This window comes from Delftia sp. BGA-UO-ETr-SB1 (assembly GCF_059567865.1).
Genome location: NZ_JCAQOW010000004.1, coordinates 2033780 through 2057444 on the forward strand (window position 1 = coordinate 2033780; position 23665 = coordinate 2057444).

Genomic DNA, 23665 nt, shown 5'->3' on the forward strand with positions numbered 1-23665 from the left:
CTCAATCGATATAGCGCAAGCCGGCCTTTTCCAGGGGCTCGCGCATCTTGTACATGTCCAGGCCCAGCACGCCGGAAGCCAGCTTGGCGCGCTTCTCGCCCTCGAAGCTTTCGCGCTTTTGCGCGGCTTCCAGCGTGGCGGCGGCCTTGGCGGCGGGCACGCAGACCACGCCGTCATCATCGGCCACGATCACGTCGCCGGGCGTGACCCACATGCCTGCGCAGACCACCGGGATGTTGACCGAGCCCAGCGTGGCCTTGATCGTGCCCTTGGAGGAGATGGCGCGGCTCCACACGGGGAAGTTCATTTCCTGCAGCGTCTTCACGTCGCGCACGCCGGCATCGATGATCAGCGCCCGTGCGCCGCGCGCCTGAAAGCTGGTGGCCAGCAGGTCGCCGAAGTAGCCGTCCGTGCATTCCGAGGTCACGGCCGCGACCACGATGTCGCCGGGCTGGATCTGCTCTGCGGCCACATGCATCATCCAGTTGTCGCCGGGCTGCAGCAGCACGGTGACGGCCGTGCCCGAGACCTGCTGGCCCGCATAGATGGGACGCATATAGGGCTTGAGCAGGCCCACGCGGCCCATGGCCTCGTGGACGGTGGCCGAGCCCAGGGCGGCCAGGCCGTCGGCGGCCGCGCGGTCGGCGCGCTGGATGTTGCGGTAAACCACACCGAGTTCGTACATGGTGTTCTCCTTGGATCTGTGGTGGCGGCCTGCTTACAGGCCCTTTTGCTTGAGGGCGGCGTCCATGCGCGGGAACACGCGGCGCGCGTTGCCTTCGTAGACCTGGTAGCGCTCCTCTTCGGTGAGGTTGGCCGTGGCCTCGATGTAGCGCTTGGTGTCGTCGTAGTAGTGGCCCGTGGTCGGGTCGATGCCGCGCACGGCGCCGATCATCTCGCTGGCGAACAGGATGTTCTTGACGGGGATCACCTTGGTCAGCAGGTCGATGCCGGGCTGGTGGTAGACGCAGGTGTCGAAGAAGATGTTGTTGAGCAAGTGCTCGTCCAGCAGCGGCTTCTTGAGCTCCTGCGCCAGGCCGCGGAAACGGCCCCAGTGGTAGGGCACGGCGCCGCCGCCATGGGGGATCAGGAACTTGAGCGTGGGGAAGTCCTTGAACAGGTCGCTGGTCAGGCACTGCATGAAGGCCGTGGTGTCGGCATTCAGGTAGTGGGCGCCCGTGGTGTGGAAGCACGCGTTGCAGCTGGTGGAGACGTGGACCATCGCGGGGATGTCGTACTCCACCATCTTTTCGTAGATGGGATACCAGGAGCGGTCCGACAGCGGGGGCGAGGTCCAGTGGCCGCCTGAAGGATCGGGGTTCAGGTTGATGCCCACGTTGCCGTACTGCTCCACGCACTTGACCAGTTCGGGGATGCAGGTGGCGGGGTCCACGCCAGGCGACTGCGGCAGCATGGCGGCGGGGATGAAATGCTCGGGGAACAGCTCGCTGACGCGGTAGCACAGCTCGTTGCAGATGGCGGCCCAGGTGCTCGATGTCTGGAAGTCGCCGATGTGGTGGGCCATGAAGCTGGCGCGCGGGCTGAAGATGGTGAGATCGGAGCCGCGCTGCTTCATCAGCTTGAGCTGGTTGGTCTCGATGGTCTCGCGGATCTCGTCGTCGCTGATCTTCAGGTCGCTGGCCCTGGGGGCCTTGGACAGGTCCTTGAGGCCTGCGATCTGCAGGTCGCGCCAGGCGCCCAGGGCCGCGGGCGCGGTGGTGTAGTGGCCGTGTACGTCGATGATCATCGGATGGTCTCCTGCGTCTTTATGGGGTGGGAATGTGTCAGTGGAGGGGTCAGTGGAGGGGTGTGGCAGGCGCCGCGCCGCCCTGCGGCTCGGGACTGCTGTACTGCTTGATGATGAGGGCGGCCATGGCGATCACGCCCGGAATGGCCACCACCGCAAAGATCTCGCTGAAACCCAGCTGGCGCGCCGACAGCTCGGCCACCAGGAAGGAGCCCGCAATGCCGCCGAAGCGGCCAATGCCCAGCATCCAGGCCACGCCCGTGGCACGGCCCCGCGTGGGGTAGTAGGCAGCGGCCAGCGCCGGCATGGACGATTGCGCGGTGTTCATGATGGTGCCGGCCAGGAAGACGGCCACCACCAGCCAGCCCAGGTGGCCGGCCGTCTGGCCGATCCACCAGATGGAGGCCGCCGTCAGCGCATAGCCGATGGCGATGATGCGGTTGGCATTGAAGCGGTCCATGAGCCAGCCGAACAGCACGGCGCCCACGCCGCCCAGCGGGAACAGCGCGGCCACCAGGGTGCCGGTCTTGGGGTCCAGGCCCGCTTCCTTGAACAGCACGGGCATCCAGTTCATCAGCGCGTAGAAGATGACCAGTCCCATGAAGTAGGCAATCCACAGCATGATCGAACCCACCCGGTACTCGCGCGACAGCACCACGCCCATGCCGCTGCTGGCCTGGGATTCGCGCTGGGGCTTGGACTCGGTCATCACGAAGCGCTGCACGCCCTGCACGGCATCACCGGCAATGCGCGCCAGCACCTTGCGGATGCGCTCGGCCGGGTAGTTGTTGGCCACCATGTGGCGCACCGACTCGGGCAGCAGCACGACCAGGGCCACCAGCAGCAGCAGCGGCGCGGCACCGCCCAGGATGAGCACGCTGCGCCAGCCGAAATGCGGGATCATCCAGGCCGCCAGAAAGCCGCCGAAGGCCGCGCCCAGCGGAAAGCCGCAGAACATGGCGTTGGTCAGCGTGGCGCGGCGCGAATCAGGGCAGTACTCGCTCATCAGCGTGACGGCATTGGGCATGGCGGCGCCCAGGCCCAGGCCGGTGACGAAGCGCAGCACGGCCAGCGTCCAGATGTCGGGCGAAAAGCCCGAAGCCAGGCAGGACACGGCAAACACCGCCACCGAACCCACCAGCACGGTCTTGCGGCCCAGCCGATCAGCCAGCGGACCAGAGAACAGGGCGCCTGCAGCCAGGCCGAACAGCGCCGCGCTGAGCACGGGCGCCAGTGCAGGCTTGCTCACGCCCCACTCGCCGATCAGCGAGGGCGCGATGTAGCCGATGGCCGCCGTGTCAAAGCCATCGAGCAGAACGATCAGGAAACACAGCGCAAAGATCACCCACTGGAATCCCGAAAACGGGTGCTCGTTGAGCAGGGTCTGCACATTGACGCCGGTTGCTGCGGCGTCCTTCTGGACGGATGTCATGACTTGTCTCTTCCACTGTCTCTCGGCCTGGCGGATACCGCATCTGCGCGCGCGACCCGCCCCTTGCACTGCAGGGGCCGGCAAGCCCCTGCGCTGTTTCTTCAGTCCTGCCTGCGGCCGTCCCAGACCGAGCGCGGAACCATCACTTCGCCGCGCATCAGCAGGCGCGCCGTGCGCAGCAGGGCCGCCTTGGTCACCACCTCGGGGTGGGCCGGGTCGCTGTCCAGCGTCACGCTGAATTCGCCCGTGGGATGCTCCACCGACACCGTGAGCGGGCCCGCGCCCTGCGTGAGTTGCGCCACGCCGTCGCACACGGTGCCCGGCATCTTCACGGCCGTGCCGACGGTGACGGCTGCCAGCACGCCGATGGCGTCATGGCAGACGTGGGGGATGAAGCTGCGCGTGGTCAGCGCGCCGCCATGCTGGGGCGGCGCGATCAGCGTCATCTTGGGATAGTTCTTGGCCGAGACATCGCCCAGGCCCATGGTCCGGGAGATCTGCAGGCGCAGCGCCTCGATGCGGCGCTTGAGATCGGTGTCGGCGTTGAGCTCGGCCACGGTCTCCAGGCCGGTTGCGCCCACGTCGGCGGCCTTGAAGATCACCAGCGGCATGCCGTTGTCTATGCAGGTGACGTCAAGCGTGAAGGGCTCGAAACCCTCGCCCGTCACCGTGACCGTGTCCCGGGGCTTGCCCGTGGGCAGCAGGCCCGAGCAGACCGAGCCGGCCGTGTCCAGGAAACTGATTTCGATGGGTGCCGAGCTGCCGGGCGCGCCGTCGATGCGGGCCGAACCTTCGTACTCCACCTGGCCGCCAGGCGTCTGCACGGTGATGTCGGCCGCCATGCCGGTGTTCAGCGTCAGCACTCGGAAGGTGCTGGTCTCGCCGCGCGAGGAGACCATGCCGGTCTCCAGCGCAAAGGGAACCACGCCGGCGAGCATGTTGCCGCAGTTGGGCGTGGTGTCCACCGTGTCCTTGTCGGGCTGCAGCTGGGCGAAGAGGAATTCGAGGTCGATGCCTTCCTTGTCGGAGAGGCTGACGATGCCGACCTTGCTGGTCAGCGGATGCGCGCCACCCACGCCGTCGATCTGCCGCTTGTCGGGCGAGCCCATGGCCGCAAGCAGCACGCGGTCGCGCGTGGGCAGGTCGGAGGGAAGATCGGTGGCCCGGAAGAAGGGGCCCTTGGAAGTACCGCCCCGCATCAGCAGGCAGGGAATGGCCGTTTGCATGGCTGTCTCTATCAGTATGGGTATGACAGCTATTGTGAGCATGGCGCGGGCCAGGCACCACTGAGCAAGCCCGCTAGCAGCTATAGCAAACCGGCATAGCTCAGTGCCAGGCTTGCGCAACAGGTTGCGGCGCCCGTGCGCCGCAACTGCTTGATACAACTTATTTTTGTGCGGTGCCGCTCAATCGCGGCCATGGCCTCGGCCGCGATCATGGCCATGCCCGGGGCCACGGTGATCATCACCACGCCCGCCATGGCGATCGTGGCGGTCGTCACGGTCCCAGCGGCGGTCATCGCGGCGGTGTTCCCATTCGCGGTGGCGGCGCTCCTCGCGCCAGCGCGGATCGGGACGCGGCGGCCCGGCATGCCAGTGCGGCGGCGGGTTGCGCAGGAAGTACACCGGGCGGCCGCAGGCGCCGTAGCGGGCGCAATGCTTGCCCCAGTGCTTGGCGTGGCCCGGGGGCACCCACATGTAGACAGGCGGCGGGGCCATGGGGGCCGGCGCAATGATCACGGGGCGCTGGTACAGCAGCGCTGGCGGCGGCGCGTTGCCGATGTCCACGGTGCCGTAGACGCCCGGTGCCAGCTGGCCCGAGACCGAGCCGCTGATGTAGGTCTGCGCCTGGGCCGCAAGGGCCGAGCAGGCCAGCGCAAAGGCGGCCGCGGCGCGCAAGGTGGTTCGCAAGGTGAGCAGGGCCATGTTCTTTTGAAGTGGGTGAAACAGGAAAGGCCCCGTTTCTACCAAGCGCGCGGGGCCGCGTGGGCCGCTGCGCCTGAAAAGGTGTAAGAACCCGTTCAAGCCAGCGCCCGTACCTGTTCAACGCGCCAGGGCTGCCTGCGGTGCACAGCAGACCGCAATGGTCCGCTTTCTGGCCTGCACGCGCTCAGTCCAGCTTGAGCCGGGAATCCTTCACCACCTTCTGCCATTTGGCGATCTCGGCGCGGCGGAATGTCTCCAGTTCGGCCGGCGTGGAGCCTATGGGCTCGGCGCCTATGCCAGCGAGCCGCTCCACGATGGCGGGTTCGCGCAGCACCTTGGCCAGCACCGTGGACAGCCGGTTCACGATGGCGGGCGGCGTGCCGGCCGGCGCAAAGATGGCGTTCCATTCATAGGTCTCGTAGCCGGGCACGCCCGACTCGGCAATGGTCGGCAGCTCGGGTGCGGCCTTGGAGCGCTCCAGCCCGCCCACGGCCACCGCGCGCAGCTTGCCGGTCTTCACGTGCTGCCAGGCCGAGCCCATGCTGGCAAACATCAGCGGCACCTGGCCCGACATCACATCCATCATGGCCGGGCCGCCGCCCTTGTAGGCCACATGGTGCAGCTGCGTCCTGGCCAGCAGGTTGAACAGCTCGCCCGCCAGGTGCTGGGCCGAGCCCGGGCCTGCCGACGCAAAGTACAGATGCCCGCCCCCTTCGGAGCGGCCGGCCTGGATCAGGTCCTGCACGCTCTTGATGGGCGACGAAGGTGCAACCACCAGCACGTTGGGCACGCGCAGCAGCAGCGAGACCGGCGCGAAGGCCTTGAGCGTGTCGAACTGCATGCGCGCGTGGATGGCGGGGTTTTGCGCGTGGTTGGAGGCATCGAGCATCAGCGTGTAGCCATCGGGCTGGGCCTTGGCCACCTGGGCGCCGCCGATCATGCCGCCTGCCCCGCCCCGGTTCTCGATCACCACGGGCTGGCCCAGCTCGGCAGCCAGCCTGGGGCCGATCAGCCGCGCCACCACATCGACGGTGCCGCCCGGCGGATAGGTCACGACCAGAGTGACGGGGCGCTCGGGGTAGTTGGCCGCTGCAGCCGCCGCAGTCGCTGCAGCCGGCGCGGCCATGCCGGCAACAGCCGAAAGCAGGCCTGCGGCAGCCCACAGGCTGGCGGTGCGTCTGGACAGGGAATTCATGGTGTGTCTCCTTGGTTTGGCATGTCGTTTTGGAATCGGAACAGCTCGAAGGCGGTGCGGCCCAGCACGGCCTGCAGGGGGCCGGCATCGTCCAGCCAGTCCTGCAGCCAGCGCACGGCCGCCGGATAGCTGGCCTGGCCGGCGTGCTGCGTGTGCGGCCAGTCGCTGCCCCAGAGCAACCGCCCGGCCGTGAAGGCCTGCAGCAATTGCGCGGTGGCCTGCCGGCCCGAGGCGGCGCAGTCGGCGGCCCGCCAGGTGCGGTAGGGCGCGGACAGCTTGACCCACACACGGCCGCTGCCGGCCTGCTGCAGCAGATAGCCAAAGCCCGGGTCGCGCACGCCCAGGGCCGGGTCAGGACGCCCGAAGTGGTCAACCACCACGCGGCAGCCGGCCGCCAGCAAGGCGGGCAGCAGGTCCGGCAGGCGCCCGGCCTGCAGGTGCAGCTCCACATGCCAGCCCAGGGCGTTGGCCTGCTCCAGCACGCGGCGCCAGCCGGGCGCATTCAGATCGGGCAAAGGCAGGCCGATCAGGTTCAGGCGCATGCCCACCACGCCGGCATCGGCCATAGCCTGCAGTTGTTCATCGCCCGTGCTCTCATCCACCACGGCCACGCCGCGCAGGCGCTGCGGCTGGGCGCGCAGCGCCTGGAGCAGGTAGCTGTTGTCCGTGCCCAGAAAGCTGGGCTGCACCAGCACGCCATGGGCCAGGCCGTGCGTGTCCAGGTGGTGCAGATAGGTGCCCAGGAGCGCGTCCTCTTCGGGCGCATAGCGGCGCGCATCCGGCATGGGCAGGCCACGCTCGAAGACATGGGCGTGGGTATCGACGCTGGACGCAATGGCGAACCGGGGCACGGCAGACACGGGAAGAACTCCTTGTGGGTTGCGCCACGCAAGGCGCGGCGCTGGGGGCATGGGGCCGGATTCTAGGAACGGGGGGTATATATTTCCATTCTTCAAAATGGATTTATTCATACCGGATCAATATGGAAACCCGGCATCTGCGCTACTTTCTCGCGGTGGTGGACCAGGGCAGCGTCAGCCGCGCAGCCGACTGGCTGGGCATTGCACAGCCGGCCCTGAGCCAGACCCTGGCCCGCATGGAAAAAGACCTGGGCGTGCAGCTGTTCCAGCGCTCGCGCCAGGGCGCCCTGCCCACGCCGGCCGCCTTGGCCATGCTGGACGATGTGCGCACCAGCGTGGCCCGCATAGATGCCGCCGCCAGCCGCGCGCGCGAGATCGCCAGGGGCAGTGCGGGCCAGTTGACCGTGGGCCTGGTGTCCTCGGCGCTTTTCGGCACCCTGCCCCGCGCCCTGCGCGCGTTGCGGCAGCAGGCGCCCGGCGTGCGCGTCATGCTGCGCGAGATGAGCAATGCCGAGCAGGCCGAGGCCCTGCAGACCGGCGCCATCGATATCGGCCTCATGCACACGCCCGTGGCCGTGGGCGGGCGCATGCGCGAGCGCCAGCTGCTGCGCGAGCGTCTGGTGGCCGCCGTGCCCGATGAATTCCAGATCGGCGAGGACGGCCAGGTCAGCCTGGCCCAGATCGCCGAGGCCGGGCTGGTGATGTACCCGCAGGCGCAATTGCCCGTGCTGCATGCCGGCATCCTCGACGCGCTGCGCAAGGCCGGGCACGAGGCCCATGTGGCGCAGGAAGCCAACCGCACCCTCACCGTGCTGGCCTGCGTGGCCGGCGGCTGCGGCGTGGCACTGCTGCCCAGCTGGATACGCTCCATGGACTTTCGCGGCGTGCGCTTTTGCGAGGTGCGTGACGGCCAGGCCCTGCCCAGCCTGGACCTCAGCGCCATCTGGCCCGCACGCTCCACGCCCACGCTGGCCGACCTGTTCGCGCACCTGGAGCTGGGCGAAGACTGAGCGCTCCCTAGCCCGCTGCGACCATGTGCAGCGCGGCACAACCCGGCACCACCGAGCGCGGCCCGGCGCCAGTGCAAGAAGCGGGATGCGCGCCCGCCTGCGCCGCACTACAAACCGCTTTCCCTCATTCACGGAAAGAAAAGGTGCGAGATGCAGCCATCGCCACAGCAACTCCACGGAAAAGTCGCCCTCATCACGGGCGCCAGCTCAGGCATAGGCCGCGAAGCCGCCAGGCTGTTTGCCCGCCACGGCGCCAGGCTGGTCCTCACGGCCCGCCGCCAGCCGGAACTGCAGACGCTGGTGGCAGAGATCGAGCAGGACGGCGGCCAGGCCATCGCGCTGGCCGGCGACGTGCGGGACGAGCCGCTGGCACAGGCCCTGGTCGAGACCGCCACGGCACGCTTTGGCGGCCTGGACATCGCCTTCAACAATGCCGGCATGACCGGCGATCCCTGCGCCCTCCCCGATCTCTCGCTGCAGGCCTGGCAGGACGCCATCGCCACCAATCTCACCAGCGCCTTTCTGGGCGCCAAGCACCAGATACCGGCCCTGCTGGCACGCGGCGGCGGCTCGCTGATCTTCACGTCCACCTTCGTGGGCCATACGGCGGGCCTGCCCGGCATGGGCGCCTATGCCGCCAGCAAGGCCGGCCTCGTCGGCCTCACCCAGGTCATCGCCGCCGAATACGGCCCCCGCGGCCTGCGCGCCAACGCCCTGCTGCCCGGCGGCACCGACACTCCCATGGGCCGCGCCAGCACCCCCACGCCCGAGGCGCGCGCCTTCGTCGAAAACCTGCACGCGCTCAAGCGCCTCGCCACGCCCGCGGAAATCGCGGCGGCGGCGCTGTTTCTGGCGTCGGACGCATCCAGCTTCATCACGGGGACGGCCATGGTGGTCGATGGTGGCGTGTCCATCAACCGGACTTGAACGAGATCCCTGGCCGGCATGCCCAGGCCAGGGGCCGCAGCGCCTGGACCGCATCTGTCCCCGTCCTGGCCATGCCTGCCCGTGCAACTTCAGGGCCGTCGCTGCAATGGCGGCCCGGCTTGATTTACTGCTCCAGCTGCCGGGCGTGGATGTTTTGCGGATCGCCTGCGCCGGCCTTTTCAGGAGGATAGAAAGGAATGGATTCATCCCCGGGCAATGCGCCGTGCGAGGCATGCTCGAAGAAGAAGTAGATGCCTTCGTGCTGCATCCATCGCGGGATAAGGTCGCAATCGCTTTCGTTGAATTGAGCGCAGCAGTCCCCGCTGCGATAGCCGCGCGTGCGTTTCTTTCGCAGCGGATGGCCATAGACGCCAATACCTGCTCGACGATGTCGGGCACGGTCTGGTTCTGGAAGATGCGAAAGTCGCTCCTGCGCGTGGCCAGCCACAGCCAGGGGCTCAGGCGGGCCTTGCAGGCGTAGCCGCGGTGGTTCTGGCCCTGCATGCCCAGGCGGGTGACGATTCCGTCGATGTAGCGCATTGCGCCGCCCTGGATTTGTATTTCTATGGTGGTGCTTTACCCAACAGGGCCTTGGCGAAGATGCTTTCGCTGAGCATTTCCCAATCGAGGCTGAAAGGCTGGCTGATTTTTTTTCGGCCGCGCAATTCGCAAAAATGCACTTCATGGCCCAATCGCCTGTGGATTGCGACTCGGCATGTCATTGCGTAAACCACCCTGGGCGTCAGTTCCGGGGCGGCGTCCTTTCCCCTTTCAAGGAAACGGATCATGGACAAACGAAGCGCATTGAGGCAATCTACCCGTATTGGCAATACACTGTCCATGTAAGTAATTGCATCTCACCTTGGGCCAGCACCGCCTCTTGCAGCCCTGACGGCAAGCACCACACACACCCTCATTCCAAGCACTCTTCAATCAATAGATCAATTACATCCCATTACAGCATTGTTGACGGCTATGGCATTTAACCAGCGCATAAGGTCCATCGAATGCTCACCACATATACTCGCGAAAACTGGCAGGAATGGAGCATCTGGTGTCTGTCAAATGGAATTTCTTCCCCTTGGGGCAGAGATCCATTGCACACACTGCATCTCCATGCTTGTGGGACCCGCAGGTAAACACAGTGTAAATTTCAGCTGTGAGCGCTCGTGAGCACTGATTAATCGCGTCGAGATTGTTATAGTAAATAACGGAACCACCATGACTAGACACACTCAGCCCATCGTGGAGCGCTTGTTCAGGCCTATGGAACGCTCGACCCGTCAACGCAGCTCGATACGCACGGTCATGGAAGAGGCTGGACGCCCCTTGCTGCCGGCCGAGATCCTCGGCGCAGCGCAGCGCGAGGTGCCAGCCATCGGGCTGGCCACGGTGTACCGCAACATCAAGCAGCTGATGGAAGCGGGCGAAGTGCAGGCCGTGGACCTGCCCGGCGAGGCCACGCGCTACGAACTCAGCGGCCGCGCCCACCACCACCATTTCCGCTGCATGAGCTGCAACCGCGTGTTCAACGTGCCCGGCTGTCCGGGCGACATGCAGCGCATCGCCCCCGAAGGCTTTGTGGTGGAGCGCCATGAGATGACGCTGTACGGCGTCTGCAGCGACTGCCACCAGAACGTGCAATAACAGGGAGCCGCCCGCCTCAGGCTCCGCCTCGGGCCCACGGATCCAAGAAGATGACAGCCATGGTGCAGGCCCCGCCTGAACCATGGCTGTTTCCTTTTTCACCCGCCCTTTGCCTCAGCGCCTGCCCGGCCGCACGCGGCCTGCGGCAACACCGCCGGCCAGCAAGGCCAGCGCAGCCACCACCCATAGCATTGCCGTCTGCCCCCAGGCCTGCCGCGCAGGCCGTGGGCTGGCCGTGAAGACGGGCTGGGCTGCAAAATCCTGCGCACCGAATGTGCGGCCCTCAAACAGGTAGGGATAGAGGAAGGCGCGCAGGCGTGCGTGAAAGGCGGCGATGTCGTCCTGATAGGCCAGTTGCGCCAGCAGGTCGGTGCCAGCTTGGCGGTGCAGCGCAGCCTGCACGCCCACGCCGGGCAGCAGCCAGCCCAGGCGCCCGGTCCAGGCCTGGCGCGCCTGCAGGCCGGCGCGGTAGGCGGCGAACTGGGGCGCGACACTTTCATCGCCGAGCTGCTGGAAGGCGTAGTACCACTTCCAGTGAAAGCCTGCAGGCAGCGGCGCGGTGTCGCGCCATTCGGGGTGGTTGCGGAAAAAGCGCTCCATGGTCTGCTCGCGCGGCAGGTCCCAGGCGCCATGCACGGTCTGGCGCTGGGCCAGCATCAGCTCCACGCCCTGGCTCACGGGGATGGCACGCGACAGCGCGGCATTGGCCAGCGTGGGCAGCACCAGGGTCAGCACGGCCCAGCAGCCCATGAGGGCCATGGCATTGGCGACCGAGCTGCCGCCCAGCGCGGCAACCACCAGGCACAGGCCGCTCCAGAAAACCACATAGGCCGTGGCGGACAGCAGCACCGTGGCAAGGGCGCCCGCCGCTGCCCCGCCGGCCAGTGCGCCTGCCAGGGCAGGCAGCGCCACGCAGGCCAGCACCAGCACGGAACGCAGTCCCGCACGGCGCAGCCACAGCCGCCGCCCGGTGCCAGGCATGGCCTGCAGCATGCCCAGGCGGCCCGATTCGCGCTCGCCCGAGACCAGGTCGTAGAGCAGCGCGATCAGGAACAGCGGCACCAGGTAGACCAGCACAAAGGCGAAGTCGAAGCGGCCCGCCAGCGCCAGTTCCGGGTTGAAGCTTTCGCCTTCATGCAGCTGTGCCTGCAGCGCCAGGGCGCGCACGCGCAGCACATAGGGCGCGGCATCGCGCAGGCCCAGGGCAAGAAAGGCCGTGGACGATGGCGCATCCCAGGTGGCGTGAAAGCCGTAATAGGCCACCGAGCCTGCGTCGCCGGACTGGGCATGCCGGCTTGCCTGGGCCGCCATGTCCTGCTGCTGCAGTTGCGCAAGGCGGTCCAGGGTCAGGCGTTGCGAGGCGATCTCGCGCAGGCCAGACAGCACGGCCAGCGTGGACAGCAGCAACAGCAAGGCCAGGGCGCACAGCGCCAGGCGCGAGCGCGTCAGAAGACGCCATTCATGCAGGAGCCAGCTCATCGCGCCACCCTCCCCAGCTGTTGCGTGGCCAGCAGCAAGGCCACCGTCAATACAGCCAGCCATGCCAGCAGCACATAGGCGGCAGGCGCCGCGCGGCGCAGGGCCGCCAGCGGTGGATCGGGCTCATGGTGGAAATCGGAGACGCCGCGCCAGTGCTCGTGGCCGATGCGGTTGTCGCGGCTCGATCGGTCTCCCGCATAGCTGAGCTTGTCCACCTGCAGGCGGTTGAGGGCCTGCACCATGCGGTAGCGATGCTGCTCGGCCTGCTCAAGAAAGCGCCGGTAGCCTTGCAAGTCGGTCCCGGCCACGGCCATGGACAGGCGGCGCAGCGCGATCACGGGGCTGATCAGGGCAAATGCGTCAGCCCGGCGCAGTTGCTCGGCCTGCAGATCGAAGCTGGCCTCGGCATGGCGCCTGAAGAGTTCACTCGTCAACCGCTCGCCTTCCATGCCGACCAAGCCCTTGTAGTTGACGGGCAGATCCTCGACGCGCGAGACACCGTACTGCGCCAGCACCCTGGCGCGGAAAGCGGCGAAATAGGGATCGTCGGGATTGTGGCTGTCGCCCAGCGCCGCCAGCTCGCGCGCGGTGGCGATGTCGGTCTCGAAGCGCGTGGGCAGCGCCAGGGCAGATCCCACCAGCTCCGGCACCAGACGGGGCAGCAGCACCACGGCGACGGCCCAGGCCGCCAGCAGGGCCAGCAAGGCATCGCGCCCGCGCCGCATGACGGCCGAGACAGCGACGATGCCCACCGCCCAAAGCATCAGCCACAGCACATGGCCTGCCGCCAGCGTGGCCACCAGGCTGAGGGGCACCGGCGTGGCCACGGCCATCCAGGCCAGGGCCAGCAGGGCCGGCAGCAGCACCAGGGCCGCCACGCCCGCCAGCGCCAGCAGCTTGCCGGCCACGAACTGCCGCGTGCCCACGCCCTGGGCCAGCAGCACGCGCAGGGTGCCGGCCTCGCGCTCGCGTGCAATGCAGGCATGGCCCATGAAGATCAACAGCAGCGGCGCCAGCACCTGCAGCACAAAGGCCGGCGTGAGCTGGCCGAACCGCAGCAGCAGAGAGGACTGGCGCACATCGCCGAAGTTGGCGCTGTTCTGGCGGTGGCCCTCCAGAAACAGCGTGTGGCCGGTGTAGGCGTCGATGCCCGCATCAAAGGCCGCCAGCGGATTGAGCGGGCGGAACACGAAGTGGCCGTAATGCACCATGCGGTGCGGATGGCGGTCGGGCTGGGCTTCGAACTCGCTGTCCACCTGGGACTGGTGGCGCTCGCGCTGGGCCTGGGCCGCGCTGCGCTGGTCCCAGGCGGTGAAGGCGGCAGCGGCGCTGAGCAGCAGCCACAGCGCCATCCCCAGCACGGCCACGCGGTCGCGCAGCAGCAGGCGCCATTCCTCGCGCGCAATGGTCCAGGCCGCGCTCATGCCGCCGCTCCCTGCGTGTCGGCTTCAATGTGCGTTTGCATGTGCGTGTCCGTGCCCACCCCTGCATAGTGGCGGTGCAGTGCGCGCACATCGAAGCGCTCCTCGCCGCTGGCCGCCACTTCCTCGACCAGGCGCCCGCCTGTGATGAAGCCCATGCGGTCGGCCACGTCGGCGGCGCCCAGCAGGTCGTGCGTGACCATGAGAATGGCCACGCCCTGGCCGCGCAACTGCATGAGCAGCCGGCTGAACTCGGCCGTGGCCTGCGGGTCCAGGCCCGAGGTGGGTTCGTCCAGCAGCAGCGCCGGCACCCTGCGCGCCAGCGCCAGCGCAATCGCCACCTTCTGGCGCATGCCCTTGGAAAAGCCGGAGACGCGCCGGTCGTGCGCGGCAGCGTCCAGCCCTGCGGCAGACAGCGCCTGGCCGATGGCACCGGCCGCGGCCGGCTGGCCCGCCAGCTCCAGCAGGTAGGCCACGTTCTCGCGCGCACTCAGGTGCTCGTACAGCGCCACGTTCTCGGGGATATAGGCGATCAGGGCACGCGCCTGCGCAGGCGCCGTCACCGGGTCCACGCCCTGCACGCGCACCTGTCCGCTGCGCGGCCGCACAAAGCCCAGCAGCAGGCTCAGCGTGGTGGTCTTGCCCGCGCCGTTGGCGCCCAGCAGCGCATAGATCTCGCCCGCATGCACCGCCAGGTCCAGGCCCTGGAGGATGGTGCGCTCGCCATAGTCCACCACGGCGCCCAGCGCTTGGAGCACGGGCGTGGAGGCAGAAGTGGGGTTGGAAGAAACAGGAAGGGATGGATGCATGGCGGGGCTCAGAACTTTGCTTGAAGGCCTACGGTGACGGTGCGGGCCGTGCCCGGCGTCACCCACAGCCGGCTGTACGAGCTGGTGTAGTAGGTCTTGTCAAAGAGGTTGTCCACGTCCAGCGTCAGGCGCAGCGTGGGGCTGATGCGCCAGTAGGCAACCAGCTTGGCCGTGGTGTAGCTGGGCAGCTCGAAGGCGGCCTTTCCGGCATCGGCCTCGGCCTGCGTGCGGGCCTGGCCCAGGCGCTTGCCCATGTGGGTGACGCCGCCGCCGATGCCGTAGCGCTGGCCGTTGGAGAAGGCGTTCTCGTAGACGGCCAGCACGCTGCCATTGACCTTGGGCACGTTGAGCAGGCGCCCGCCCACCTCCAGCGTGTTGTCGCGGGAGATCTCCACATCGTTGAGCACCAGGCTCGCATTCAGGCGCCAGCGCTGCGTGACCTGGCCGGCGAAGTCGAATTCCAGGCCCCGGCTGCGGATCTCGCCGGCCGAGACCGAGTAGCCGGCGTTGCCCGGGTCGGCCGTCAGCACATTGCGCTTGCGGATGTCGAACAGCGCGGCCGTGGCACCCATGCGCTGGTCGGCGCTTTCCCACTTGGCGCCCAGCTCCATCGAACGGCCGGATTCGGGGCTGAAGCCCGCACCGGCCACATCGACGCCCACGTTGGGCCGGAACGAGCGGCCCGCGTTGGCATAGAAGGTCCATTGCGGCAGCGGCAGCCAGCTCAGGCCCAGGCGCGGCGAGGTCGAGGTCGGGTCCTGCTGCGTGGTCGCCCCCGTGCGGCGGTTGTGCAGCGACTGGTCGTAGCGGTCCATGCGCAGGCCGGCCACCACGCGCCATTGGGGCGAGAGCTTGATGGCGTCCTGCAGGTAGAACGCCGTGTTGCGCTGCCGCTCGAAGGTGTCGGTATTGGCCGTGGGCACGGGGCGCGCGCCGCCGTAGATGGGGTTGTAGATGTTGATGGCGTAGGGATTGGCCGCCGTCGGGTTGGCGCGCAGCATCAGCGTGTCCATCTCGAAGCGGAAGCTCTCCAGGCCCAGCAGCAGCTCGTGCTCGACGGCGCCCGTTTTCACCGTGCCCTGCAGCTCGGCCTGCACGGCGATGTCGTCGGACTGGTAGTCGCGAAAGCGCCGCTGGCGCGTGAGGTCGCCATTGGCCAGCAGCGCGTGGGGTTCGGTGGAAAAGCCGTTGATCGAGGTCTCGCGGTAGGACAGGCCCAGGCGGCTGCGCCACTGCGCGCTCCACTCGTGCGAGAGGATGAACTGGTGGGTGCGGTTTTCCACCGTCACATCGCCGTCGCCCGGCTCGCCCAGGAAGCGGCTGCGCGAGATGGCGCCCAGCCGGTCGCCCACGGCCACCACGCCGCGGTCCAGCGGCGTCTTGTGGCGCAGCAGCTCGCCCGAGTACTCCAGCACCGTATCGCGCCCCAGCTTCCAGGTGAAGGCCGGTGCGATCACCTGGCGGCTGGCGCCCACGAAATCGCGGAAGCTGTCGCGGTCCTCCACGGCGATGTTGAGCCGGTAGGCAAAGTTCTCGCCCACCAGTCCCGTGGTGTCCAGCGCGCCACGCCGCAGGCCGTAGCTGCCTGCATAGGCTTCCACGGAATGCGAAGGCGTCCACAGCGGGCGCTTGGAGACCACGTTCAGCGTGCCGCCCGGCTCGCTGCTGCCGTAGAGCGCGGCGGCCGTGCCCTTGAGGAACTCGATGCGCTCCACGCCGGCCAGGTCACGTGGCGCATTGAAGCCGCGCCCCGAGGAAAAACCGTTGAACAGGGTGGCCATGCCCACGTTCTGGTCGCCGGGCAGGCCGCGGATGACGATGTTGTCCCACAGCCCGCCAAAGTTGTTCTGGCGCGAGACGCCGCCCACGTAGTCCAGCACGTCGTCAAGCTTGGTGGCGCCCAGGTCGTCCATGGCCTGGCGCGTGATCACGCGCACCGACTGCGGCAGCTCGCGCAGCGGCAGGTCGGTCTTGGCGCCGGCCGCCTCGTCGGTGTGATAGGCACCCGAGGCCGTTCGGCCCACGACTTCCACGGCAGGCAGCAGGGTCTGCTCCTGCGTGGAAGCGGAATCGGAAGCGGCGGCGGGGCCGGGGCCGGAGGACGGATCCTGGCCTTGGGCCAGCGCAGGCATGGACAGGAAGGCGGCAGCGCTCAGGGCAAGCGGCAGCGGGCGAAGGCGGGGAAGCGGCTTCGCGGGGAAGAAGAAGGCAGTCATGTTGAAAACGGGCACAGGCGCATGCCGCCGGCATCCACAGCCGGCGCGCGCAAACACGGACATGCCGCCAGCACCAATGGGCGCTGGCGGCAGAGAAGGAGAAAAGTGCTTGCGGGTTCAGCGCGGCGGGTCGCGCGATGCAAAGGCCCAGCGGTTCTGCGAGGGGATGGCGCCGCCCACGGTGCGCGGCGGCACCCTCTCAGGCGGCACGGCCACGGCCAGCGGCAGGCCGAAGTGCGGCAACCAGGCCGCCGCATGCGGTGCATGGCCCATGCACCATGCGCAGACGGCTTCGGCGGCTTCGACGACTTCAGCCTTTTCGCCAGCCTGGCCGCGTTGGCCGGCCTGGCCGGCCAGTGCATCCTCTTCGCAGCCGTTGAGGCCTACAAAAGCCTGTGCAGGCCCGGCCACCGCCTGCCGGATATGCGTTGCGCCGTGCAGGGGCATGCCAATGGCCGTGTTGAAGAACACGGCCAGCAATAGCAGGCGCAAAACAAGCAGACGCATAAGACGGCGATCTTACTATTGACAGTTAAATATCATTAACAACCCGCCGCCATTTTCTGCACAGGGCCGGGACAGCAGCGCGGGAATATGCCACCGGCATGTGACAGGCCGATTGGCGATTTTCAGCCTTGCGCCTATTTATCTGCCGGTCCCACGCCCCGGAAGAACATGTCGCAGATCTGGTCCGCCACCTTCTCCAGCGAGCCCTTGCGGGGGTTGAACCAGGACTGTATGGAGTTGATGCTGCCCAGGATCATGATGCGCGCCAGGTGGATGTCGGCGTCGGCCCGCAGGCGGCCTTCGGCACGCAGGTCTTCCAGCAGGCCGCTCCAGAATTTCTGGTGGCGCTCGCGGCGCTTGATCTGGCGCTCGCGCACCTTGTCGGGCAGCTGGCCCAGCAGCCGGCCGTGGGCCAGGGCGAAGTCGCCATGCTTTACCAGCCCCGCCATCTGGCCCAGCACGGCTGCGCGAAAGCGCTGCTCGGCCGTGGCGTCGGCGCCCAGCGCGGCAAGGCGCTCCTGCTGTTGGCTGATGATGCGGTTGCCGCCCTGCTCCATGACCTCGTCCACCAGTTCCTCCTTGGAGGCGAAGTGGTAGTAAATGCTGGCGGCCTCGATCCCGGACTGCTCGGCAATGTTGCGCATGGTGGTGGCAGAGTAGCCCTGCTCACCGAAGGTACGGGCGGCCAGCTTGAGAAGGGTCTCGCGGGTCTCGTTGCCGTCGTGGGCGCTGGTCTGCCTTCTTGCCATGTCTGCCAGGTGGTGGATCGTTGTAGTGCGGCGATCCTAACAGGCTGTTGGTAGCGCGCCAATCAAGCGTTCGGTGCCGCCCGCCCGCCGACTGCCGCATGGCCGGGCCGCGAAATCCGATTCAAGAATCACCCTTGAAACAACTGCAGACTGCAATGGCTCCGGCAATCGGTAAGCCGATGCGCTTGTCCTGTATAGACAGAAGGCGCCGCCATTCACCATTCGAACAAGCAGTCTTTGACAATAAAAAAAACCTATCCTGCAAATCGATTATTCAAATGAAACCACAGGTATCAATCAATGCACTGGATAACTCGATCAAATCACATGTAATATATTTTATAAATCGATTTTATGATTTGATTGTTAAAATGCAAATGTTGATTGTTTTCCATAACCAAGGCGGAACTTTCGCGGCCAACGTTGCGCACTCCCCTGAAAAAGCCATGACAGCACGTCGTCTCCAGAGGAGGAAGCGCCAACCACAGTGCTCTGCAAATGTAACAACGGCACAACAGCTTTTGTAAAGTGCCGGTTATCAAGATTGCCCTGGATATAATGCGGATCGCCTTGGAATATGCCCAGGCATGAGAAGAAGCGCCCTACCCTCCATAGAGCGCCAACATCATCAGTATTTGTACTTACGGTGAGTTCTTCATCCCCACTGCACATGCACCAGAATTGACCATTCTGCAAAGAGTCCTGGGTCCAGGCTCTTGCTGCGCAGTTTTCACACAAATAGCCGCACTTAGAAATTCTTCCATCAAGATGACTACATACCAAGAGCTGATTGCCCAGAAAAAATTGCTCGACCAGCAAATCGACGATGCCCGCAAGCTGGAGTCCAAAGCGGCCCTGGCATCGGTGCAGGAGCTGGTCCGTGAGTTCGGCTTCACGGCACAACAGGTCTTCCCCTGGAAGCCCGATGGCAAAAAGAGCGCTCCCGCCAAATACCAGGACCCCGAGTCCGGCAAGACCTGGACCGGCCGCGGCAAGCCGCCGAACTGGATCCTGGGCAAGGACCGCACCCTGTTCGAAATCAAGTGAGTCCCTGCCGCGCATGTGCCCGCCCGCTCGGCGGCACGCATGCGCGGGCATTGCCCGGTTGTCGCGCGAATGGCGCGCGGATGGACATCAGGCCGGCACCACCGCCGTGACCTCGATCTCCACCTTGGCCCGGTCTTCCACCAGATCCGCCACCTCCACCGCCGTCATGGCCGGGAAATGCCGCCCGATCAGTTCGCGGTAGTGCTTTCCAATGGCGGGATAGGCCGCCACGTATTCCTGCTTGTCGGTCACATACCAGGTCATGCGCACGATGTGCTCGGGCCTGGCGCCGCCTTCGGCGAGGATGGCGACGATATTGGCCAGCGCCTGCCGCACCTGTTCCGCAAAGTCGTCCGACTCGAATTGCTGCTGGCCGTTCCAGCCAATCTGGCCGCCGACGAACACCAGCCGGGAGCCGACCGTCATCTCGGTCAGGATGCCATTGGCATAGCCTCGGGGCGCCAGCCAGTCCGGGGGTTGCAGAGTCTTCATTGCTTCATCCTGTTCTCGTTGAATCCATAAAACCGTCCTGCGGCACCAGATAGGCCTGCAGGCGCTCGCGCAGATCGGCCGGCAGTGGCATGGCCTTCATGCTGCGCAAATCCATGGTGACGATGGTCATGCGCGCAGACAGCCGGCGTTGGCCATCTGGCCCCTCGAAACGCACATCGAACTGGAACGACGCCCCGCCGATGCGGCGCACCTCCAATACCTGGCGCAGCGTGTCGTGCCAGCGGCTGGGCGCCGTGAAATCGCATTGCACCGACACCGTGGGCGTGCCCACCTGGCGCTGTACATGCAGGGTGTGGAATGGCAGGCCCATTCCCCTGTCGAACCATTCCTCGACCAGGTCGTTGACCATCTCGAAATAGCGCGGGTAAAAGACGATGCCGGCCGGATCGCAATGGCGAAACAGCACCTGCACCTGGCTGACGAAGGCGGAGGCCATGGCGCGCGCTCACGGCATCTTGCGCAGCACGAAGCGCTGCAGCTTGCCGGTCTCGGTGCGCGGCAGGGCCGGCACGAAGACAATGGCGCGCGGGTACTTGTAGGGCGCAATGCTGGCCTTGACGAAGGCCTGCAGCGTGGCCGCCATGTCGTCGCCGGCCGCAAAGCCGGGCTTGAGCACCACAAAGGCCTTGACCACCTGGCCGCGCTCGTCGTCTGCCGCGCCGATCACGCCGCATTCGGCCACGGCCTCGTGGCGCAGCAGCGCATCCTCCACCTCGGGGCCGGCGATGTTGTAGCCGGCCGAGATGATCATGTCGTCATTGCGCGCCTGATAGAACAGATAGCCGTCGGCGTCGCGCACAAAGGTGTCGCCGGGCAGGTTCCAGCCGTTTTGCACAAAGCGCTTCTGACGCTCGTCGGCAAGATACCGGCAGCCGGTCGGCCCCTTGATGGCCAGGCGGCCGGGCGTGCCGTCGGGCACGGGCTGCATGTCGTCGTCCACCACCTGGGCCACGTAGCCGGGCACGACCTTGCCGATGGCGCCCGCGCGCACCTCCTCGGGCGGGCTGGACACGAAGACGTGGATGAGCTCGGTGCCGCCGATGCCGTCGATCATCTCGATGCCCGTGGCCTGCTTCCACAGCTGGCGCGTGGCGTCGGGCAGGGCCTCGCCGGCCGACACGCTTTTCCTGAGCGACGACAGATCAAAGCGCGCTGCCTGCGCCGCCATCTGCCGGTAGAAGGTGGGCGCGGTGAAGACGATGGTGGCGCGGAAATCCTGCACCAGCTGCAGCAGCCCTTCGGGCGTGAGCTTTTCGGCCAGCACGGTGCTGGCGCCCACGCGCAGCGGAAAGCACAGCAGCCCGCCCAGGCCAAAGGTGAAGGCCAGCGGCGGCGTGCCGCAGAAGATGTCGTCCGGGCCCGGCCGGATCACATGGCGCGGGAACAGGTCGCACATGGCCAGCACGTCGCGGTGGAAATGCATGCAGCCCTTGGGCGCGCCCGTGGTGCCGCTGGTGAAGGCGATCAGGCAGACATCGTCCGCCGCTGTATCGCAGCAGGCGAAGGTGTCGGGCTTGGCTGCGGCCAGGGCGTCCAGCGCATCGGCTGCGCCGTCGTTGAAATACAGCACGCGCGAGAGGTCCGGGCAATGGTGTTCATGGCCGGGCTGCAGGCACAGCTGCACCTCGTCCTTGAGGCGCACATCGCACAGCACGGCCTGCACCTGGGCCTTGGCGATGATCTGCTGCAGCTCCTTGGCGCGCAGCAGCGGCATGGTGGGCACCGTCACCAGCCCGGCCTTGATGGCGGCCAGCCAGGAAGCGGCCATCATGGCGTTGTTGGGGCCGCGCAGCAGCAGCCGGTTGCCGGGCACCAGCTGCAGGTCTTCCACCAGCACATGGGCGATGCGGTTGGTCAGCGCCTGCAGTTCGGCATAGGTCATGGCGGCCTGGTCGGCGCCCTGCCTCCAGCGCAGGGCCACGCGGCCGCCCTGGCCGCGCGCCACCATGGCATCGACCAGTTCGGCCGCGCAGTTCAGGCGTTCGGGATAGGCCACGTCCGGCCCGTCGAGCAGGAACTCGGGCCATTGGTCGGGCGGCGGCAGGTTGTCCCGGGCGAAAGTATCGATGTGGGCGGAGGCTTGCATGCGATGTTCCCTGGCTTTGCGTTGAATGGGCAGCCTGCCGCTCAGGCCTTGAGCAGCTCGCGCGCGATGATGAGTTTTTGCACCTCGGTCGCGCCCTCGTAGATGCGCAGCGCGCGGATCTCGCGGTACAGCGTCTCCACCGGCATGCCCGAGACCACGCCCGCCCCGCCGAACATCTGCAGCGCGCGGTCGATCACGGCCTGGGCCGATTCGGTGGCCGTCATCTTGGCCATGGCCGCCTCGCGCGTGGTGCGCGTCTTCTTCACATCGCGCATCCAGGCGGCGCGGTAGGTCAGCAGGGCCGATGCGTCGATGGCCGTGTCCATGTCGCCCAGCGCCGCCTGGGTCAGTTGCAGGTCGCCCAGGGTCTGGCCGAACATGCGGCGCGACTTGGCGCGTGCCAGGCCTTCATCCAGCGCGCGGCGCGCAAAGCCCAGTGCGGCGGCGGCCACCGAGGCGCGGAAGATGTCCAGCGTCATCATGGCCAGCTTGAAGCCCTGCCCCGGCTCGCCCAGGCGCTGCGACACGGGTATGCGGCAGTTGTCGAAGCGGATGGTGGCCAGCGGGTGCGGCGCGATCAGTTCGATGCGCTCGCCAATGGAAAAGCCCGGCGTGTCCGCATCGACCACGAAGGCGCTGATGCCGCGCGCCCCAGGCGCCTCGCCCGTGCGGGCGAACACGCAGTAGAAGTCGGCAATGCCGCCGTTGGAGATCCAGGTCTTGGCGCCGTTGAGCACATAGTGGTCGCCTTCGAGCCGCGCCTCGCAGGCCATGGCAGCCACGTCGGAGCCCGCATCGGGCTCGGACAGCGCAAAGGCCGCAATGGCCTCGCCGCGCGCCACGCGCGGCAGGTAGCGCTGGCGCAGCGCGTCCGACCCCATGAGTGATATGGCACCGCTGCCCAGCCCCTGCATGGCAAAGGCGAAGTCGGCCAGGCCTTCATGGCGGGCCAGGGTCTCGCGCAGGATACAGACCGCACGCGAGTCCACCTCGGGCAAGGCCCCGCCCCAGGCGCCGCCGGGGCCGGACGGCACGGCATAGCGCAGCCAGCCGGCCTGGCCCAGGGCCTTCACCAGTTGGCGGCAGGCCGCATCGGCATCGTGGTGGTCCACATCGCCCAGGGATTGGGCGCACCAGGCATCGACCTCATGCGCCAGCGTGCGGTGGGCGTCGTCGAAGAAGGGCCAGTCCAGCCAGGAGGAATCACGCATTTTCAGTTTCCTTCAAAGACAGGCTTTTGCTTGGCCACGAAGGCCTCGTAGGCGCGGTGGAAGTCGCGCGTCTGCATGCAGATGGCCTGGGCCTCGGCTTCGGCCTCGATGGCCTCGTCCACGCCCATGTTCCATTCCTGGTGCAGCAGCTTCTTGGTCACGCCATGGGCAAAGGTGGGGCCTGCGGCCAGTTGGGCGGCCAGCGCATGGGCGGCTTCGCCGATCTGTTCGGCGCCATGCAAGGCATTGAAGAAGCCCCAGGCAGCGCCCTCCTCGGCCGTCATGGCGCGGCCCGTGTACAGCAGCTCGGAGGCGCGGCCCTGGCCGATCATGCGCGGCAGCAGCGTGCAGGCGCCCATGTCGGCACCGGCCAGGCCCACGCGGGTGAAGAGAAACGCCGTGCGCGCGGCCGGCGTGCCCAGGCGCATGTCGGCGGCCAGTGCCACCATGGCACCCGCGCCGGCGCAGATGCCGTCCACCGCCGCCACGATGGGCTGCGGGCAGGCGCGCATGGCCTTGATCAGGTCGCCCGTCATGCGCGTGAAGTCCAGCAGCTCGGGCATGCTCATCTTGGTGAGCGGGCCGATGATCTCGTGCACATCGCCGCCCGAGCAGAAATTGCCGCCCGCGCCCGTGACCACCACGGCCTTGACGTCGGTGGCATAGACCAGGGCGCGGAACAGGTCGCGCAGCTCGGCGTAGGAGCCGAAGGTCAGCGGGTTCTTGCGCTCGGGCCGGTTCAGGGTGATGGTGCCGATCTTGCCGTCGGCCGATACCTGCCACACAAAGGTCCTGGCCTCGTAGCCGGCCAGGGGGCGCTTGTGGTGCTTCATGCTGTGTTCTTCGGGCTGGGTGCTCATGGTGTCTCCATCAAGAATTCAGAA

General features: G+C 67.2%; 23 protein-coding genes and 1 pseudogene. 5 read left to right on the forward strand and 19 right to left on the reverse strand.

What is annotated here, in order from left to right; genetic code table 11:
• Position 1: 1 nt before the first annotated feature.
• From ligK to AC57B5_RS09990, 7 genes are all read right to left on the reverse strand, one after another.
• Positions 2-685 carry a 4-carboxy-4-hydroxy-2-oxoadipate aldolase/oxaloacetate decarboxylase gene (gene ligK, locus AC57B5_RS09960; protein WP_013801814.1) on the reverse strand — a complete coding sequence of 228 codons (684 nt, stop codon included), beginning with the start codon at positions 683-685 and terminating at the stop codon, positions 2-4.
• A 33-nt stretch (positions 686-718) separates the two neighbouring features.
• Complete coding sequence (locus AC57B5_RS09965; RefSeq protein WP_496399400.1) at positions 719-1747, reverse strand: amidohydrolase family protein; 1029 nt, start codon at positions 1745-1747, stop codon at positions 719-721.
• 49 nt (positions 1748-1796) lie between these two features.
• Positions 1797-3179 (reverse strand): MFS transporter, encoded by a 1383-nt coding sequence (locus AC57B5_RS09970; protein ID WP_496399401.1) that lies wholly within the window; start codon positions 3177-3179, stop codon positions 1797-1799.
• A gap of 101 nt (positions 3180-3280) precedes the next feature.
• Positions 3281-4405 carry a 4-oxalomesaconate tautomerase gene (locus AC57B5_RS09975; protein ID WP_428145495.1) on the reverse strand — a complete coding sequence of 375 codons (1125 nt, stop codon included), beginning with the start codon at positions 4403-4405 and terminating at the stop codon, positions 3281-3283.
• Positions 4406-4585: 180 nt separating this feature from the next.
• A complete protein-coding gene (locus AC57B5_RS09980) occupies positions 4586-5104 on the reverse strand; it encodes a hypothetical protein (RefSeq protein ID WP_034395652.1) in 519 nt (172 codons plus the stop codon).
• 184 nt (positions 5105-5288) lie between these two features.
• Positions 5289-6299, reverse strand: a complete 1011-nt coding sequence (locus AC57B5_RS09985; protein WP_496399402.1) for a tripartite tricarboxylate transporter substrate binding protein — start codon at positions 6297-6299, stop codon at positions 5289-5291.
• The gene (locus AC57B5_RS09990) at positions 6296-7159 is read right to left on the reverse strand and encodes an amidohydrolase family protein (protein ID WP_496399403.1); all 864 of its coding nucleotides are present in this window, start codon (positions 7157-7159) and stop codon (positions 6296-6298) included. The genes AC57B5_RS09985 and AC57B5_RS09990 overlap by 4 nt, the downstream gene beginning before the upstream one ends.
• 122 nt (positions 7160-7281) lie before the next feature.
• Here AC57B5_RS09990 and AC57B5_RS09995 point away from each other — a divergent pair, with 122 nt between their 5' ends.
• Positions 7282-8169 (forward strand): LysR family transcriptional regulator, encoded by an 888-nt coding sequence (locus AC57B5_RS09995; RefSeq protein WP_496399404.1) that lies wholly within the window; start codon positions 7282-7284, stop codon positions 8167-8169.
• Between the two features lie 150 nt (positions 8170-8319).
• Positions 8320-9096, forward strand: coding sequence for an SDR family oxidoreductase (locus AC57B5_RS10000; RefSeq protein WP_063325673.1), 777 nt, complete (start codon positions 8320-8322; stop codon positions 9094-9096).
• Between the two features lie 124 nt (positions 9097-9220).
• On the opposite strand, the pseudogene AC57B5_RS10005 reads toward AC57B5_RS10000, so the two are convergent.
• Positions 9221-9636, reverse strand: a pseudogene (locus tag AC57B5_RS10005) (phage late control D family protein).
• A gap of 681 nt (positions 9637-10317) precedes the next feature.
• On the opposite strand from AC57B5_RS10005, the gene AC57B5_RS10010 reads away from it, so the two are divergent.
• Positions 10318-10743, forward strand: a complete 426-nt coding sequence (locus tag AC57B5_RS10010) for a Fur family transcriptional regulator (RefSeq protein ID WP_012206260.1) — start codon at positions 10318-10320, stop codon at positions 10741-10743.
• A gap of 114 nt (positions 10744-10857) precedes the next feature.
• Here AC57B5_RS10010 and AC57B5_RS10015 read toward each other — a convergent pair whose 3' ends face one another.
• The 6 genes from AC57B5_RS10015 to AC57B5_RS10040 form a co-directional block, all read right to left on the reverse strand.
• Entirely contained in the window at positions 10858-12222 is a 1365-nt protein-coding gene (locus AC57B5_RS10015; RefSeq protein ID WP_496399405.1) for a DUF3526 domain-containing protein, read from the reverse strand.
• Positions 12219-13646, reverse strand: coding sequence for an ABC transporter permease (locus tag AC57B5_RS10020; protein ID WP_496399406.1), 1428 nt, complete (start codon positions 13644-13646; stop codon positions 12219-12221). The genes AC57B5_RS10015 and AC57B5_RS10020 overlap by 4 nt, the downstream gene beginning before the upstream one ends.
• Positions 13643-14452: an ABC transporter ATP-binding protein gene (locus AC57B5_RS10025; RefSeq protein WP_496399407.1), complete on the reverse strand. Its 810-nt coding sequence runs from the start codon at positions 14450-14452 to the stop codon at positions 13643-13645. The genes AC57B5_RS10020 and AC57B5_RS10025 overlap by 4 nt, the downstream gene beginning before the upstream one ends.
• A gap of 8 nt (positions 14453-14460) precedes the next feature.
• On the reverse strand, positions 14461-16668 hold the full coding sequence (locus tag AC57B5_RS10030) for a TonB-dependent siderophore receptor (protein WP_496399408.1): 2208 nt from the start codon (positions 16666-16668) through the stop codon (positions 14461-14463).
• A gap of 117 nt (positions 16669-16785) precedes the next feature.
• Entirely contained in the window at positions 16786-17175 is a 390-nt protein-coding gene (locus tag AC57B5_RS10035) for a DUF2946 family protein (RefSeq protein ID WP_496399409.1), read from the reverse strand.
• Between the two features lie 134 nt (positions 17176-17309).
• Positions 17310-17924, reverse strand: a complete 615-nt coding sequence (locus tag AC57B5_RS10040; RefSeq protein ID WP_012206266.1) for a TetR/AcrR family transcriptional regulator — start codon at positions 17922-17924, stop codon at positions 17310-17312.
• 134 nt (positions 17925-18058) lie between these two features.
• Here AC57B5_RS10040 and AC57B5_RS10045 point away from each other — a divergent pair, with 134 nt between their 5' ends.
• Positions 18059-18451 (forward strand): hypothetical protein, encoded by a 393-nt coding sequence (locus tag AC57B5_RS10045; protein WP_496399410.1) that lies wholly within the window; start codon positions 18059-18061, stop codon positions 18449-18451.
• Between the two features lie 241 nt (positions 18452-18692).
• Complete coding sequence (locus AC57B5_RS10050; protein ID WP_012206267.1) at positions 18693-18971, forward strand: H-NS histone family protein; 279 nt, start codon at positions 18693-18695, stop codon at positions 18969-18971.
• 87 nt (positions 18972-19058) lie between these two features.
• On the opposite strand, the gene AC57B5_RS10055 is transcribed toward AC57B5_RS10050, so the two are convergent.
• From AC57B5_RS10055 to AC57B5_RS10075, 5 genes are read right to left on the reverse strand one after another with little or no spacing between them, the layout of a single operon-like run.
• Positions 19059-19463: a RidA family protein gene (locus AC57B5_RS10055; RefSeq protein WP_012206268.1), complete on the reverse strand. Its 405-nt coding sequence runs from the start codon at positions 19461-19463 to the stop codon at positions 19059-19061.
• Between the two features lie 4 nt (positions 19464-19467).
• Positions 19468-19920 (reverse strand): acyl-CoA thioesterase, encoded by a 453-nt coding sequence (locus AC57B5_RS10060; RefSeq protein WP_496399411.1) that lies wholly within the window; start codon positions 19918-19920, stop codon positions 19468-19470.
• 9 nt (positions 19921-19929) lie between these two features.
• Positions 19930-21570 carry an AMP-binding protein gene (locus AC57B5_RS10065; protein ID WP_043821269.1) on the reverse strand — a complete coding sequence of 547 codons (1641 nt, stop codon included), beginning with the start codon at positions 21568-21570 and terminating at the stop codon, positions 19930-19932.
• A 41-nt stretch (positions 21571-21611) separates the two neighbouring features.
• Positions 21612-22781: an acyl-CoA dehydrogenase family protein gene (locus AC57B5_RS10070; protein WP_496399412.1), complete on the reverse strand. Its 1170-nt coding sequence runs from the start codon at positions 22779-22781 to the stop codon at positions 21612-21614.
• Between the two features lie 2 nt (positions 22782-22783).
• Entirely contained in the window at positions 22784-23641 is an 858-nt protein-coding gene (locus AC57B5_RS10075; protein ID WP_349613879.1) for an enoyl-CoA hydratase family protein, read from the reverse strand.
• Positions 23642-23665: the final 24 nt, after the last annotated feature.

Coding starts and splice junctions, on each gene's coding strand:
- AC57B5_RS10030 (WP_496399408.1), bottom strand. CDS start 16,668: ATGACTGCCTTCTTCTTCCCCGCGAAGCCGCTTCCCCGCCTTCGCCCG.
- AC57B5_RS10050 (WP_012206267.1), top strand. CDS start 18,693: ATGACTACATACCAAGAGCTGATTGCCCAGAAAAAATTGCTCGACCAG.
- AC57B5_RS10010 (WP_012206260.1), top strand. CDS start 10,318: ATGACTAGACACACTCAGCCCATCGTGGAGCGCTTGTTCAGGCCTATG.
- AC57B5_RS10070 (WP_496399412.1), bottom strand. CDS start 22,781: ATGCGTGATTCCTCCTGGCTGGACTGGCCCTTCTTCGACGACGCCCAC.
- AC57B5_RS10075 (WP_349613879.1), bottom strand. CDS start 23,641: ATGAGCACCCAGCCCGAAGAACACAGCATGAAGCACCACAAGCGCCCC.
- AC57B5_RS10025 (WP_496399407.1), bottom strand. CDS start 14,452: ATGCATCCATCCCTTCCTGTTTCTTCCAACCCCACTTCTGCCTCCACG.
- AC57B5_RS10020 (WP_496399406.1), bottom strand. CDS start 13,646: ATGAGCGCGGCCTGGACCATTGCGCGCGAGGAATGGCGCCTGCTGCTG.
- AC57B5_RS10000 (WP_063325673.1), top strand. CDS start 8,320: ATGCAGCCATCGCCACAGCAACTCCACGGAAAAGTCGCCCTCATCACG.
- AC57B5_RS09965 (WP_496399400.1), bottom strand. CDS start 1,747: ATGATCATCGACGTACACGGCCACTACACCACCGCGCCCGCGGCCCTG.
- AC57B5_RS09985 (WP_496399402.1), bottom strand. CDS start 6,299: ATGAATTCCCTGTCCAGACGCACCGCCAGCCTGTGGGCTGCCGCAGGC.
- AC57B5_RS10035 (WP_496399409.1), bottom strand. CDS start 17,175: ATGCGTCTGCTTGTTTTGCGCCTGCTATTGCTGGCCGTGTTCTTCAAC.
- AC57B5_RS10065 (WP_043821269.1), bottom strand. CDS start 21,570: ATGCAAGCCTCCGCCCACATCGATACTTTCGCCCGGGACAACCTGCCG.
- AC57B5_RS10015 (WP_496399405.1), bottom strand. CDS start 12,222: ATGAGCTGGCTCCTGCATGAATGGCGTCTTCTGACGCGCTCGCGCCTG.
- ligK (WP_013801814.1), bottom strand. CDS start 685: ATGTACGAACTCGGTGTGGTTTACCGCAACATCCAGCGCGCCGACCGC.
- AC57B5_RS09970 (WP_496399401.1), bottom strand. CDS start 3,179: ATGACATCCGTCCAGAAGGACGCCGCAGCAACCGGCGTCAATGTGCAG.
- AC57B5_RS10040 (WP_012206266.1), bottom strand. CDS start 17,924: ATGGCAAGAAGGCAGACCAGCGCCCACGACGGCAACGAGACCCGCGAG.
- AC57B5_RS10055 (WP_012206268.1), bottom strand. CDS start 19,463: ATGAAGACTCTGCAACCCCCGGACTGGCTGGCGCCCCGAGGCTATGCC.
- AC57B5_RS09975 (WP_428145495.1), bottom strand. CDS start 4,405: ATGCAAACGGCCATTCCCTGCCTGCTGATGCGGGGCGGTACTTCCAAG.
- AC57B5_RS09980 (WP_034395652.1), bottom strand. CDS start 5,104: ATGGCCCTGCTCACCTTGCGAACCACCTTGCGCGCCGCGGCCGCCTTT.
- AC57B5_RS10060 (WP_496399411.1), bottom strand. CDS start 19,920: ATGGCCTCCGCCTTCGTCAGCCAGGTGCAGGTGCTGTTTCGCCATTGC.
- AC57B5_RS09995 (WP_496399404.1), top strand. CDS start 7,282: ATGGAAACCCGGCATCTGCGCTACTTTCTCGCGGTGGTGGACCAGGGC.